Raw genomic sequence first — 14,331 nt, 5'->3', positions numbered from 1 at the left:
TCATCGAAAGCGGCTTTCGCGCGTGCGGAGCCGCTTTTTCGTTTGCGGCCTTCGCGGCTGCACCCCCGTCAGGCGATCCGGCTGACGGCTTGTCGGGCCGGACCAACCGGCGTAAACCCTTATGAAATCTGATCGAGGGGGCGAGAGAATGGCAGACAGAATCAACAAGCACGACCTTCAGGTGGATGCGACGCTGGTCTCTTTCATCGAGACGGAGGCGCTGGACGGAACAGGGGTTGCAGCCGACGATTTCTGGCAGGGATTCTCCGGGCTGATCCACGATTTTTCCGGCACCAACCGCGACCTGCTTGCCGCCCGCGCGGACCTGCAAGGCCGGATCGACGACTGGCACATCGCCCGCCGGGGTCAGGCGCATGACGCCGAAGCCTACCGCGCCTTTCTGGAGGAGATCGGGTATCTTGTGCCGGAGGGGGCCGATTTCACCATCGAGACGCAGAATGTGGACCCCGAGATCGCTTCGGTGCCGGGGCCGCAGCTGGTGGTGCCGATCACCAATGCCCGTTTCGCGTTGAATGCCGCCAATGCGCGCTGGGGCAGCCTGTATGACGCCTATTACGGCACCGATGCGCTGGGCGATCTGCCTCCCGACGGGGCATATGACGCGGCGCGCGGCGCGCGGGTGGTGGCGCGGGCGAAGGCCTTTCTTGACGACGCGGTGCCGCTGCAATCGGGCAGCCACGCACAGCTTGTCGGATACCGTGTGGGCGACAGCGGCCTGGAAGGGCTGCTGCTGAATGACGAGGATCACCGCGGCACGGTCACGACCCACGAGGAATCCGGCGGGTCCCCGACCGTGCATCACGGCATCCCGCTGGCCGACCCGACCCGGTTCAAAGGGTACCGCGGCAAGCCAGAGGCGCCCGAAGCCATTCTTTTCGAAAACAATGGCTTGCACATCGAAATTCAGGTCGATCCAGAGCATCCCATCGGCCGGACCGATGCGGCCCATGTGTCCGACATCCTGCTGGAAAGCGCGGTATCGACGATCATGGATTGCGAAGACAGCGTCGCGGCGGTGGATGCGGAGGACAAGGTCGGCGCCTACCGCAACTGGCTGGGCCTGATGCGGGGCGATCTGGCCGAAACCTTTGAAAAGAACGGCAAGACGATCACCCGCGAGATGCATCCGGATCGCAGCTACACCGCCCCCGACGGGGGGGACGTCCGTCTGAAGGGCCGCGCATTGATGCTGGTGCGAAATGTGGGGCACCTGATGACGAACCCCGCGGTACTGGACCGCGAGGGGCAGGAAATCGGCGAGGGGCTGATGGACGCGATGATCACGACGCTGATCGCCCTGCACGATCTGAAAAAGGACCGTGGCCCGCGCAATTCCGTGACCGGATCGGTCTATGTGGTGAAACCCAAGATGCATGGACCTGCCGAGGTGCGCTTCTCGGACGAGATCTTCAGCCGGGTGGAGCAGGTTCTGGGGCTGCCGCGCTATACCGTGAAGCTGGGGATCATGGATGAGGAACGCCGCACCAGTGTCAACCTCAAGGAATGTATCCGCGCGGCGCGGCACCGGGTCGCGTTTATCAACACAGGCTTCCTGGACCGTACCGGCGACGAGATCCACACCAGCATGGAAGCAGGGCCGATGGTACCCAAGGGCGAGATGAAGAATGCCGACTGGATTGCCGCCTACGAGGACCGCAACGTGGACATCGGGCTGGCCTGCGGCCTGCAGGGGCGGGCCCAGATCGGCAAGGGGATGTGGGCCATGCCGGACCGGATGGCCGACATGATCGACACCAAGATCGGCCACCCCAAGGCCGGGGCGACCTGCGCATGGGTGCCGTCACCTACGGCGGCGACGCTGCACGCGATGCACTATCACGAGGTCGATGTGATGGCGCGGCAGACCGAAATCGCCTCGGGCGGGGCGCGCGGCACATTGGCCGACCTGCTGCGCATTCCCGTGATGGACGGGCGCAACCTGAGCGAGGACGAGATCACCCGCGAAATCGAGAACAACGCGCAGGGCATCCTGGGCTACGTGGTGCGCTGGGTGGACCAGGGGGTCGGCTGCTCCAAGGTGCCTGACATCAACGATGTGGGCCTGATGGAGGACCGCGCGACCTGCCGGATCTCGGCCCAGGCGCTTGCCAACTGGCTGCATCACGGTGTGATCAGTGAAGAACAGGTGATCGCGGGGCTGAGAAAGATGGCCGAGATTGTGGACCGGCAGAATGCCGATGACCCGGCCTATCGCCCGATGGCGCCCGGCTACGACGGCATCGCGTTTCAGGCAGCCTGCGATCTGGTGCTGAAAGGGCGTGCGCAGCCCTCCGGCTATACCGAGCCGGTGTTGCACGCGCGTCGGCTGGAGCTGAAGGCCGCCAACTGAGCGCGGGCGAAGAGACGCATGGGGCGCGCTGGCCCCAGATACCGGGGGCAACGACCCCAGATAAGAAAGAGGAGGGCCTGATGGCCGTATCATTGAGAAAAGCCCGCACGATCATCCGCAAGGCCTTGGAGAAAGGCCGCGAGATGGACCTGAAACCTCTGTCGGTGGTGGTGCTGGACGCAGGCGGCCACGTGCAGGCGTTCGAGCGTGAAGATGGCGCTGCGCCGGGGCGCTTTGCAATCGCACACGGCAAGGCCTATGGCGCGGTGATGCTGGGCATGGCGGGCACGGCCCAGATGAAGCGGGCCGAGGATCAGGCCTATTTCATGGCGGCGGTCAACGGGGTCTACGGTGGCCAGGTGGTCCCGGTGCCGGGCGGCGTGCTGCTGCGCGACCGCAAGGGCGCCGTGGTCGGCGCCGTCGGGGTGACGGGCGATACGTCTGAAAAAGATGCGGAATGCGCCGTGGCGGGGATCGAAGCGGCCGGGTTGCAGGGGGAAATCTGACGGGATGCTTGAGCGCGGGGCAGGCATCGCCTATGTTTGTGCATATGCAGCAACAGAAGGTGACCCATGGCCCGTCCCGTCGTCGGCATAATCGGAAATTCCCAGCTGATCAACGATCAGTACAAGGTCCATGCCGGGGGCCAGATGAACACGGAGGCGATTTCACAGGTCTCTGACTGCGTTCCGTTCATTATTCCCGCCGACCCGCGACACATGTCGCTGGCCGAACTCATGGACACCTGCGACGGCTTCCTGTTCACGGGCGGACGGCCCAATGTCCACCCCGAAGAATATGGCGAGGCGGCGACGGAAGCGCACGGAGATTTCGACCGCGCGCGCGATGCCATCGCGTTGCCGCTGATCCGCGCCTGCGTTGAACGGGGCCAGCCGTTCTTTGGGGTCTGCCGCGGCTTTCAGGAGGTCAACGTGGCGATGGGGGGCACGCTTTATCCCGAAATCCGGGATCTGCCCGGCCGGATGAACCACCGGATGCCGCCCGATGGCACGATCGAGGAAAAATTCGAACTGCGCCATGACGTGACCTTTTCCGAAGGCGGCGTATTCCACCAGTTGATGGGCGCGCAGAAGGTGCGCACCAACACGCTGCACGGGCAGGGGATCAAGACGCCCGGCGCGCGGATCGTGATCGACGGCTACGCCGACGACGGCACGCCGGAAGCAATTTTCGTCAAGGGGGCCAGCGGGTTCACCCTTTCGGTGCAGTGGCACCCGGAATGGAACGCGGCAGAAGACCCTGTGTCGCGCGTGCTTTTCCAGTCTTTTGGTGATGCGGTGCGCAGCTGGGCGGCGGGCGAGGTGTCACCGACGCTGAAAGCTGTCTGAACCGGGTCGCTGGCCGTGCCGTGACGACTGCAAAATGACATCCCTCGGCAGGTCGCGGCGGGTGGCAGGCCGTGGCGGGAAGGCAGCCGGATCAAAGTCCGGCGGCTGAACCCCGCGCCTTAGATCCCGGTGCACCGAACTGTGTGGCCAATCCTGCGGTTTTTGGACAAGTCCGGCGTGCACGGGGCTGAGATGAACGAGGTCGCGATGCCGGTCGAAGTCGGCTTGATCGCAGATCCTGTGCTCCCAGAATCGCCGCTGCCAAATTCCCTTTTCCCCCCGCGCGATCTGCGCCGGCGTGCGATGCCCGGGCATCGGCATGCTGCGGGAGAATTTGGCCTTTAGCATGCCGATGCGGTTGGAATAACCGGCGCGATCTGCCGGCAGCGTCCAGATCGTGTGGATCACGGCGGGCAACACGGCAATGGCGTCAATCCGCAAGGGATGATGGTTCAACGTATGGCGCATGGCTCGGCGCAAATCGGCGATGCACCTGACCAGCGCGTCGCTCTCCGCGTCCGCCAGCCGGACGGTAAAGAAATAGGTGCCGCCAGCGCGGTTGCCGATATGCCATGACATGCGTCGAAGCTTGCCGGTTCAAGGTTAATGCAGGGTTAACTCCGTCAGGGGCGGAAAATCGGCGACGTCAGCCAACCGGACGAGAGCAGAGCCTTGGGCTGTGACGCAATGTCGCCTGCAAAAACTTGCTGCAACTCGTGTTTCATTGTTGCGTCGCTGCAGTGCAACATGAAATAAAGTTTCGAAGTGAAATCCGTGATGTTGCCCGGAAATTGGGCGATACGCCCGCTGCCCGCACCGCCAACACTGCTTGAAAGCTGGTGTTTTGCTTGTGGATCAGGGGGCTGCACGGTAAGTGCTTGAGGTGCAGGACCTATCCGCATGGGCCTGCCTGACCAGAATGGGGGAAGAATAGTGAAGATCGGTACGCCGAAGGAAATATTTGAGGGTGAGAACCGCGTCGCCATGACGCCGGAGTCCGCGCAGCAGCTTCAGAAGCTGGGGCATGACTGCGTGATCGAAACGGGCGCAGGTATGGCAGCCGGTTTCGACGATGCCGCCTACAAGGAAGCGGGCGTCGAAGTCGTCAAGACCGCCGCGGCCCTTTGGAAAGCCGCAGATATCGTGGCCAAGGTGCGCACCCCCTCCGATGCGGAGATGAAGCGGTTGCGCGACGGGCAGACGCTGATTTCCTTCTTCAGCCCGGTCGCCGATGAAGCCAAGATGAAGCAGGCCGCCGATAAGGGTGCGACCGTCGTGGCGATGGAGATGATCCCCCGCATCAGCCGGGCCCAGAAGATGGACGCGCTGTCGTCGATGGCCAACATCGCGGGCTACCGTGCCGTGATCGAGGCAGGCAACAACTTTGGCCGTTTCTTCACCGGGCAGATCACGGCGGCGGGCAAGGTGCCCCCGGCCAGGGTTCTGGTGGTGGGGGCGGGCGTTGCCGGTCTGGCCGCCATCGGCACATCGACCTCGCTGGGCGCGATCACCTATGCCTTTGACGTGCGGCCCGAAGTGGCCGAGCAGGTCGAGAGCATGGGCGCCGAGTTCGTTTATCTGGACTTCGAGGAAGAACAGCAGGACGGGTCGGCCTCGGGCGGCTACGCTTCCGTTTCCTCGCCCGAGTTCCGCGAGGCGCAGCTGGCCAAGTTCCGCGAACTGGCCCCGGACATGGACATCGTGATCACCACCGCGCTGATCCCGAACCGCGAGGCGCCGGAGCTGTGGACCGAGGACATGGTCAAATCCATGAAACCGGGCAGCGTCATCGTCGACCTTGCCGCCGAAAAGGGTGGCAACTGCAAGCTGACCGTGGCGGACGAGAAGATCGTGACCGACAACGGCGTGACCATCATCGGTTACACCGATTTCCCCAGCCGGATGGCCACACAATCCTCCACTCTGTTCGCGACCAACATCCGCCACCTGATGACCGATCTCACCCCCGAGAAAGACGGTGTCATCAATCACAACATGGATGACGACGTGATCCGTGGCGCCACCATCGCCCACGGCAAGGAAGTCACATTCCCGCCACCGAAACCCAAGGTGTCGGCCATTGCGGCGGCACCGAAAAAGGAAAAGGTCAAAGAGCTGACCGCCGAGGAAAAGGCGGCGCAGGAACTTGCGGCCTTCAAGGCGCAGACCCGCAATCAGGTGACGCTGCTGGCTGTCGGCGGCGCGCTTATCCTGGGCGTCGGGCTGGTTGCGCCCGCCAGCTTCATGCAGCATTTTATCGTCTTCGTGCTGGCGGTATTCGTCGGGTTCCAGGTGATCTGGGGCGTCGCGCATTCGCTGCACACCCCGCTGATGGCCGTGACCAATGCGATCTCGTCGATCATCATCCTCGGCGCGTTGATGCAGATCGGGTCAAGTTCCTTCATCGTGGTGCTGCTCGCGGCGCTGTCGGTCTTTATGGCGGGCATCAACATATTCGGCGGATTCATGGTGACGCGGCGTATGCTCGCCATGTTCCAGAAGTCCTGAGAGCGGAGAAGAAACAATGGAATTCGGTTTTACAACAGCGGCATATGTGGTCGCAGCCGTCCTGTTCATTCTGTCGCTTGGCGGGCTGTCAGGACAGGAAAGCGCCAAGCGCGCGGTATGGTACGGCATCGCCGGTATGGCCCTTGCGGTCATTGCGACACTGATCGGCCCGGGATCCGGGCTGTGGCTGATGTCCCTGATCCTGATCGCCGGTGGCGGCGTGATCGGGATGCAGCTGGCGCAACGTGTGCAGATGACCCAGATGCCCGAACTGGTGGCTGCGATGCATTCGCTGGTCGGCCTTGCGGCGGTCTTTGTCGGGCTGAACGCGCATATCGAGATCGGGCGCGTGGCCTCGGCCTTTGCCGACGCGGGTCTGCCGTTTCCGCAGCAGGACTACGGCACGCTGACCGGCGCGGCCAAGGAGGTCGCGGATCAGTTCCGGGGCTTTGCCGCGATCGTCGCCAAGAAAACCCAGGTCGAGGTCAACATCCTGCGGGTGGAACTGGTCCTGGGCATCTGGATCGGTGCCGTGACCTTTACCGGGTCGGTCATCGCCTATGGCAAGCTGGCGGGTCGGGTGAATTCGGCAGCCGAGAAACTGCCGGGCGGGCACATGCTGAACATCGCTGCTGCGGCGGTCTCGGCCATCTGCCTGATCTGGTATCTCGGCTCGGGCGGGATATTCCCGCTGCTGCTGCTGACGCTCTGCGCCCTTTTCATTGGCTATCATCTGATCATGGGCATCGGCGGGGCGGACATGCCGGTCGTCGTGTCGATGCTCAACAGCTATTCCGGCTGGGCGGCGGCGGCCATCGGCTTCAGCCTTGGCAATGACCTGCTGATCGTCGTGGGCGCGCTGGTGGGCTCTTCGGGTGCGATCCTGTCCTACATCATGTGCAAGGCCATGAACCGGTCCTTCGTGAGCGTGATCCTGGGCGGTTTCGGCGGTCCGGCGGGCGAACAGATGGCCGTCGAAGGCGAACAGGTCGCCATCGAGGCGGACGGCGTTGCGCAGGCCTTGAACGAGGCAGACAGCATCATCATCATTCCGGGCTACGGCATGGCGGTGGCGCAGGCCCAGCAGGGCGTGGCAGAGCTGGTTCGCAAACTGCGGGCGGCGGGCAAGAATGTCCGCTTTGCCATCCACCCCGTCGCGGGGCGTCTGCCGGGGCACATGAACGTGCTGCTGGCCGAAGCCAAGGTGCCCTATGACATCGTGATGGAGATGGACGAGATCAACGACGATTTCCCGGACACGGACGTTGCCATCGTGATCGGCTCCAACGACATCGTGAACCCGGCGGCACAGGACGACCCCAACAGCCCCATCGCGGGCATGCCGGTGCTGGAGTGCTGGAAAGCCAAGACTGTCTTCGTCTCGAAGCGCGGGCAGGGCACCGGGTATTCCGGGATCGAGAATCCGCTGTTCTTCAAGGACAACACGCGGATGTTCTACGGTGATGCGAAGGCCAGCCTGGATAAACTGCTGCCGCTGATCGACTAGATCGTCATGCGATGACCCGGCTCACGTAGCGCGGCCTGAAATCGGGGATTTCAACGCGGTACGTGATGCCTAAGGCTCCAGGTACCCGGTCGGATGCCGTAGGCGATCGTTCCAAGAAATCGGTGCGGAGTGCTGCGATCTCCGGCGCCAGGTCAGGACACCTCGCTCGACAGAGCGGGGTGTTTTCTGTTCAGGGCCAGAGGCTGGATGAAAACGGTCGGGGTTTCTGAAAATACCGGCACCGTTGAAAAATCCGCTTGAGCTGGAGTGCACTCCAGCTTGTACAGTCGATTCGTGACCTTGAAAAAAGGAGCAGCGACATGATGATCGGCGAAGTATCCGACCGCACCGGGCTCAGCATCGACACGCTGCGGTTCTACGAAAAGATCGGCCTGATCTCACCACCGGCGCGCAACGACGCGGGCAGGCGGGTCTATGGCGAGGATGTTCTGGGCTGGGTCGGTTTTCTCGAACAGCTCAATGCCACCGGCATGAAGCAGTCTGACCGCATTCGGTATGCCAAACTGCGCCAGCAGGGCGACAGCACCCTGCGCGCCCGCCGCGAGATGTTAAAGGCGCACCGCGCCGTGATCCGCGAAAAACTGCAGCTGATGCAGCGGACAATGGCGCTGATGGACCACAAGGTCGCGCTTTATGAAACACTTGAGGCTGAAACGGAGACACCACAGATATGAGCGATGCAACCTTGGAACGTGGCCGCGCTCATGTGGCCGAGATGAACCCCGGTCTGGAAGCGGCTTTGGCGGGCAAATACGACCACCTTGTCCCCGGCATGGCCGAAAGCCTGATCGACTGGGCCTACGGGCAGCACTACACCCGCGGCGGTCTGGACAACCGGACGCGGCAATTGTGCACGGTGGCCGCACTGGTGGCGATGGGCGGCTGGACCGGTCCGCAGCTGAAGGTCAACATCGAACATACCCTCGCCGCCGGGGCAGAGCGACGCGAGATCGTGGAGGCGATCTGGCAGATGTCGGTCTATGCGGGCATGCCTGCGGCGATCAACGGGCTGAATGCGGCGCTGGAGGTATTCGATGCGACAGGGGACTGAGCCTTCGGCGCGGACCCCGGCGATTACCCGATCCCGCATGGCGTGTCAGTATACCTTGGTGTACCGGCAACATGTTGAATAAAATAAGTTTTCTTGGCTAAAACTGAAAAACTCCCCTATGTTCCGTCGAAATGCAATTGCTGGACGGACACGCCATGGCCCCGATCAAGGATTATCCCCTGCGCTACGCGCTCACTGGTGAGTTGCACGCGCGCCCGTTTCCCACGCTGTCAGCTCCGGCCACGGCTGTCTTTCTTGCGATCAAGCAGCCAAAGGACGCGGCGTCGCGCGACAAGTCGGCGGATCTTGCGCATCTGCGCGCCTTGCTGGATCATTACGGCGCGCCCCGTCCGGACGCCACGGCCACGCATTATTTCGGCGAGCTGGGGAAGTACCGGCTCAAGTGGGAGCAGCACACCGAATTCGTCACCTATACCGTGTTCCGCGACGACCTGAGCGAGCGGCCCTTCGATCCCTCAGAATTCGACGTCTTTCCTGACTACTGGCTGGCCGATGCGCCGGGCGGGCGGATCACCTCGGCGCTGCTGCGCATCATGCCGCGGCCCGAAACGGATGAGACCATTTCCGCGCGGCTGCGCGACTGGTTCGTCCCGGAAAGCCTGGCGGTGGCCGATGTGCTGGAAGGGATGGCGGTGGTGGCCAGCGATTTCCGCATCGATTCGTCCGGTCACATGCGCATCGCCGTCTTCGCCGATCCCAAGGCCGATTGCCGCCGGGTCGGGCGGATTGTCCAGCGCCTCTGCGAGATCGAGCTATACAAGGCCGCCTCGATGGTAGGCTTTGCCATGGTGCGCGACATCGGCCCAAAGCTGAACGCGCTGGACGACCAGCTGACCAAGCTGATGGCCGGGATGCGCGGCCCCGCCTCCGTCGCGGAAGACACGCTGAACGCGCTTCTGGATATTTCGGTTGAGCTTGAGACGCTGGCAGCGCAATCGGCCTTCCGCTTTGGTGCGACGGGCGCCTACAAGGCGATTGTGGACCAGCGCATCGCCGTGTTGCGCGAAACGCGGTTCAGGGGGCAGCAGGGTCTATCCGAATTCATGATGCGGCGCTATGAGCCCGCGATGCGGACCGTCCAATCGGCGGAGCGGCGGCTGGAGACCGTGTCGGGCCGGTCCATCCGCGCGTCCGAGCTGTTGCGGACCCGGGTTGATGTGGACCGGTCTGCCCAGAACCAGGCGATCCTGGCCAGCATGGACAAGCGGGCCGACCTGCAACTGCGCCTTCAACACACGGTTGAGGGGTTGTCGGTCGTGGCAATCAGCTATTACGCGGTGTCGCTGGCGGGCTATCTGCTTTATCCGGTGGCCGAAGCGACCGGTATCGGCAAAGGATTGCTGACAGCGGCAGTGACCCTGCCCGTGGTGGCAGGGGTGTGGTGGATGGTGCGCCGCCTGCGCAAACATCTGGAGTAGGCGAAGAAGGGCAACGCGCGGCTGCCCCATGCCAAAGCTCCTGCCGCCGTTAGATCAGCGTCCGCGAATGCGCGGGTCCAGCGCGTCGCGCAACCCGTCGCCCAGGTAGTTCACGCTGAGAACCGTCAGAGAGATCGCGATGCCGGGCAACAGCACACGCTCGGGGAAATCCTGCATCCGTGGCACGGCATCGGCCAGCAGTTTGCCCCATGTCGGATAGTCCGACGGAAAGCCGACGCCAAGGAAGCTGAGCGCGCTTTCGGTGATGATGGCGGTGGCAAGACCGAGGGTCGCGGACACCATGATGGGCGAAATCACGTTGGGCAGCAGGTGGCGGCGTATGATCTTGCCGCTGGTGGTGCCGATGGACCGGGCGGCGAGGATGAATTCGCGCTCCTTGAGGGCGAGGATATCGCCCCGCACGATCCGCGCGGTCTGCATCCAGGATGTCAGACCGATGACCGATACGATGAGAATGAACATGCCGCCCTCGGGGCCGAAGTTCGCGTTCAGCGGCTGACGGAACAGGGTAACGGCCAGCAGGACCAGCGGCAGGATCGGCAGCGACAGCACCAGGTCGGTAAAGCGCATCAGCCAGAAATCGAGGCGCTTGAAATAGCCCGCGATGACGCCAAGCGCGGTGCCGATGATCAGCGCCAGCCCCATCGCCAGCCAGCCGACGGCCATCGAGACACGCCCGCCCGAAATCATCTGCGCGAGGATGTCGCGGCCCAGCTGGTCGGTCCCCAGCGGGTGGGCCCAGCCCGCGGTTGCCCCGCTGTCCCAGATTAGGGTGTAGATGGGACGCCAGTTCTTGTTGCGGATGTCCAGCGTCTTGGGGTCCACATCCCAGATATAGGGGCCAAAAAGTACCGTGAGGGTGATCAGGATCAGGAATCCGCCGCCAAAGACGGCGCCCTTGTGCTTGCGGAACTGGTCCCAGACCTCGCGCCACTGGCTGCGCGGCGGTTTGGTCGGCCCCTTGTCCATCAGCGCGCCGATGGTTTCGACATCGGCCTCCAGCGGGCTGGCGGGGAGCGGTTGTTCAGTCATAGCGGATCCTCGGGTCGAGCAGGCCGTAAAGCACGTCTGCGATGAGGTTGAACAGCACGATCAGCACGGCGAAGATGAACGTCAGGGTCATCACCATCGGCAGGTCGTTGGCAAAGAGGGCGGTCAGCAGCAGCTGGCCGATGCCATTCACCTTGAACACGTTCTCGGTGATGATCGCCCCGCCAAAGATGGCGGGCATCCCCAGGGCGATGACAGTGACCACCGGGATCATCGAGTTGCGCAGCACGTGGACCATCACGACCACCCCTTCGCGCAGGCCCTTGGCGCGGGCGGTGCGGACGTAGTCCTGGTTGAGGTTGTCCAGCATCGCGCCGCGCATGTAGCGGCTGATCTGGGCCGTGGTTTGCAACGCCAGCACCATGACGGGCATGATCATCTGAAAGAACTGCACCTTGAAGCTTTCCCAGTCGTTCACGACATGGGTCGTATCGTAGATCGAAGGCAACCAGCCAAGGTAGACCGAGAAGATGACGATCAGCAGCGGCCCGGTAAAAAACGGCGGAATGGAAAAGCCGACCATTGTGATGAACGTCCCCGCCTGATCGAACACCGAATAATGCCGGTAGGCGGAGTAGATGCCGATCGGGATGGCGATGACGATGCCGACGATGTAGCTCAGCCCGACGACCCAGAGCGTCTGGGGCATGCGTTGGGCGACAATGTCCATGACCGGGCTTCGGGTCTGCCAGGAGATCACGCGAAGTTCGCCATTGTAGAGCGATGTGTCCGGCAGCCAGCCCAGCAAGGCGCTTGAATTGGTTAGGTAGTCGATGAAGACCTTCGGTTCGATCCAGAAGAACTGCACGAGCCATTTGTAATACTGGATGTACCATGCCTGCCCGAGGCCCAGCGCCTCGCGCATCTTCTGTTTCACTTCCGGCGGCACCGTCAGCGGCACCTGCGCCATCGGGTCGCCGGGGGCCAGTTGCAGGAGGCCGAATATCACAAGGCTGATCAGCAAAAGCGTCGGTATCGACAGAAGCAATCGTCGGATGGTGAAGGTCAACATGAGCGCCGCCTTTGCTTATGAGTCTTGGGGAGGATGCTGGACGGGATTGACCCGCCTGTGTCCGATGGTACGGGACAGGGCGGGGCGCGCAGTGTCCGCGCGCCCCGCCAAAGTCACATCATTCCTTGATGCGGTACCAGTCGGCAGCGTTCCACAGTTCGGAGTCCCAGGTGTTCAGGACGACACCGCCAAGGGTGTTCGACACGGCAGAGACGCGGCCACGGTCGACCAGGGGCACGATTGTCATGCTGTCCTTCGTGACCATGTTGTTGAGCTGCTTGGCGATCTCGCCGCGCTGGTCCAGCTCGCCGGTGCGGGACAATTCGTCCAGCAGCGCGTCGTACTCTTCGTTGCAGAAGCGGTTGATGTTCTCACCCTGCCACTGGCTGGACGGCTTCGGCTCGTTGCCGCAGCGGTAGGCCGCGAGGTAAGCCTGCGGGTCGGTGCCGTCGAAGTTGTTGGCGTACATTTCCACGTCCGCATAGAACTTCTGGAAGGTGTCGGGCGAACCGGGGTCGCCGCCGAAGAACACCGAGGCATCGACGTTGCGCAGCTCGGTTTCCACGCCGATCTGGCTCCACCAGTCCTTGATCAGCGCCTGGAAGTCCTGACGCACGGCGTTGGTCGAGGTCTGGTACAGAAGCGACAGTTTCTCGCCGTCCTTGTCGCGCACGCCGTCACCGTTGGTGTCGGTCCAGCCCGCTTCTTCGAGCAGCGCCTTGGCGCCTTCGATGTCCTGGGTCAGGCATTCGGTGTTGTCGGACGCGTAGAGCGCCGGTGCGGGCACCAGGTTGCAGGTCGGACGACCGGCCTGGCCATAGCCCACTTCGGTCAGCAGTTCCCGGTCGATCGCCATGGACAATGCGCGGCGAACCCGTTCATCCGACAGGATGGGGTGCGGATGCGCCACGGTGGAACGCTCGCCTTCCGGCAGGTCCGGCGAAGGGTCGGTCAGGTTCATTTCAAGCCGCTCTACCAGCGTGCCGAAGGCCGATACCGGCTTGCCCATGCCCGCTTCGGCCATCTTGGACAGCACGTCGGGGGCCAGCTGCATGTTCCAGGCGTAATCGTATTCACCGGTTTCCATGACGGCGCGGCCCGCTGCCACCGCATCGCCGCCGCCCTTGAAGGTGAGCGTGGCAAAGGCCGGCTTGCTGGGGTCGCGGTAGTTTTCGTTGGCCGCCATGGTGATCACGTCGTTCGGGCGGAACTCCGTCACGGTGAAGGGGCCGGTGCCGATGGGATTGAAGTTCTGCTCGGTGCACTCGGGTGCCTTGGGACCCAGGCAGTTTTCAAACTGCGCTTTCTGAAGGATCGGGGACTGTGCGCCCATGAACGGGCCATAGGGGTTCGGCTTGGCCTCGGTGAAATGCACGGTCACGGTCTGATCGTCGATGATCTCGACGTTGTCGACGCCATCGAATTTCGCGCCCTGTGCGCAACCGCCTTCGGGGTGCATGCAGTACTCGGCGGTGAACGCCAGATCTTCCGACGTTACGGGCGTGCCGTCGGACCAGACCATGCCGTCCGCGATCTTCCATGTGATCGACTTGAGATCTTCGCTCACGCCGCCATTCTCGACAGTCGGAATCTCGGCGGCAAGGTAGGGAACCAGCGCGCCGGTTTCGTCGTAGCGGCCCATCGGTTCAAGCACCAGAGAGGACGATTCGAGGTCCTTGGTGCCGCCGGACAGATAGGGGTTCAGGATCGAGGGCGCCTGCCAGTAGATGATCTTGACTTCGCCGTCCCGGCCTCGCTCACCACCCTGGTCCTGGGCCAGTGCGAGGGGGGCGAACGCCGTCGTGGCGATGGCACCCATCAGTAGGGTTCTCAGTTTCATAGTACACTCCTTGTTGGACGCTTTGGCGCGCCGTGTTCTTAGATGGGGCCTGCCCATCAGTTATTGCTGTCCGGGCGGAACATTAAGTTAGTGGTCTAACCTTAGGTAAACTTGAGATAATACCAGTTTCCAGCTTTCATTTCTCCCGGAATGCATGGGCAG

The 14,331-nt window shown here is 63.0% G+C and carries 13 protein-coding genes; 8 read left to right on the top strand and 5 right to left on the bottom strand.

The window, feature by feature from the left end; all coding sequences use genetic code 11:
- Window positions 1-148 precede the first annotated feature (148 nt).
- The 3 genes from FIU94_RS15840 to FIU94_RS15830 all read left to right on the top strand — a co-directional run bounded on the left by FIU94_RS15840 (window position 149) and on the right by FIU94_RS15830 (window position 3,720).
- The gene (locus FIU94_RS15840; protein WP_152466695.1) at window positions 149-2,371 is read left to right on the top strand and encodes a malate synthase G; all 2,223 of its coding nucleotides are present in this window, start codon (window positions 149-151) and stop codon (window positions 2,369-2,371) included.
- Between the two features lie 80 nt (window positions 2,372-2,451).
- Window positions 2,452-2,877 carry a heme-binding protein gene (locus FIU94_RS15835; RefSeq protein ID WP_152466694.1) on the top strand — a complete coding sequence of 142 codons (426 nt, stop codon included), beginning with the start codon at window positions 2,452-2,454 and terminating at the stop codon, window positions 2,875-2,877.
- Between the two features lie 66 nt (window positions 2,878-2,943).
- A complete protein-coding gene (locus tag FIU94_RS15830; protein WP_152466693.1) occupies window positions 2,944-3,720 on the top strand; it encodes a gamma-glutamyl-gamma-aminobutyrate hydrolase family protein in 777 nt (258 codons plus the stop codon).
- Here the strand turns inward: FIU94_RS15830 and FIU94_RS15825 are convergent.
- Entirely contained in the window at window positions 3,697-4,299 is a 603-nt protein-coding gene (locus FIU94_RS15825; protein ID WP_152466692.1) for a transposase, read from the bottom strand. The two genes, FIU94_RS15830 and FIU94_RS15825, sit on opposite strands and share 24 nt — an antisense overlap.
- A 44-nt stretch (window positions 4,300-4,343) precedes the next feature.
- Window positions 4,344-4,706, bottom strand: coding sequence for a hypothetical protein (locus FIU94_RS15820; RefSeq protein ID WP_172975816.1), 363 nt, complete (start codon window positions 4,704-4,706; stop codon window positions 4,344-4,346).
- Between FIU94_RS15820 and FIU94_RS15815 the strand changes: the two genes are divergently transcribed.
- The 5 genes from FIU94_RS15815 (at window position 4,654) to FIU94_RS15795 (ending at window position 10,246) form a co-directional block, all read left to right on the top strand.
- Window positions 4,654-6,228: a Re/Si-specific NAD(P)(+) transhydrogenase subunit alpha gene (locus tag FIU94_RS15815; protein ID WP_152466690.1), complete on the top strand. Its 1,575-nt coding sequence runs from the start codon at window positions 4,654-4,656 to the stop codon at window positions 6,226-6,228. The two genes, FIU94_RS15820 and FIU94_RS15815, sit on opposite strands and share 53 nt — an antisense overlap.
- A 16-nt stretch (window positions 6,229-6,244) precedes the next feature.
- Window positions 6,245-7,735, top strand: coding sequence for an NAD(P)(+) transhydrogenase (Re/Si-specific) subunit beta (locus FIU94_RS15810; protein WP_152466689.1), 1,491 nt, complete (start codon window positions 6,245-6,247; stop codon window positions 7,733-7,735).
- A 320-nt stretch (window positions 7,736-8,055) separates the two neighbouring features.
- Window positions 8,056-8,430: a MerR family transcriptional regulator gene (locus FIU94_RS15805; RefSeq protein WP_152466688.1), complete on the top strand. Its 375-nt coding sequence runs from the start codon at window positions 8,056-8,058 to the stop codon at window positions 8,428-8,430.
- Window positions 8,427-8,807: a carboxymuconolactone decarboxylase family protein gene (locus FIU94_RS15800; protein ID WP_152466687.1), complete on the top strand. Its 381-nt coding sequence runs from the start codon at window positions 8,427-8,429 to the stop codon at window positions 8,805-8,807. Before FIU94_RS15805 ends, FIU94_RS15800 begins: the two co-directional genes overlap by 4 nt.
- Before the next feature lie 155 nt (window positions 8,808-8,962).
- A complete protein-coding gene (locus tag FIU94_RS15795) occupies window positions 8,963-10,246 on the top strand; it encodes a DUF3422 family protein (RefSeq protein ID WP_152466686.1) in 1,284 nt (427 codons plus the stop codon).
- Window positions 10,247-10,300: 54 nt separating this feature from the next.
- On the opposite strand, the gene FIU94_RS15790 is transcribed toward FIU94_RS15795, so the two are convergent.
- The 3 genes from FIU94_RS15790 to FIU94_RS15780 all read right to left on the bottom strand — a co-directional run bounded on the left by FIU94_RS15790 (window position 10,301) and on the right by FIU94_RS15780 (window position 14,169).
- Entirely contained in the window at window positions 10,301-11,299 is a 999-nt protein-coding gene (locus FIU94_RS15790; protein ID WP_152466685.1) for an ABC transporter permease, read from the bottom strand.
- Complete coding sequence (locus tag FIU94_RS15785) at window positions 11,292-12,329, bottom strand: ABC transporter permease (protein WP_152466684.1); 1,038 nt, start codon at window positions 12,327-12,329, stop codon at window positions 11,292-11,294. The genes FIU94_RS15790 and FIU94_RS15785 overlap by 8 nt, the downstream gene beginning before the upstream one ends.
- A gap of 118 nt (window positions 12,330-12,447) precedes the next feature.
- Window positions 12,448-14,169 (bottom strand): peptide ABC transporter substrate-binding protein, encoded by a 1,722-nt coding sequence (locus tag FIU94_RS15780; protein WP_152466683.1) that lies wholly within the window; start codon window positions 14,167-14,169, stop codon window positions 12,448-12,450.
- Window positions 14,170-14,331: the final 162 nt, after the last annotated feature.

The sequence above is a fragment of the Sulfitobacter sp. THAF37 genome (genome assembly GCF_009363555.1).
Taxonomy (GTDB): Bacteria; Pseudomonadota; Alphaproteobacteria; order Rhodobacterales; family Rhodobacteraceae; genus Sulfitobacter.
Note: the sequence above shows the minus strand (reverse complement) of the source record. Positions and strands in the feature narration are given on the sequence as shown.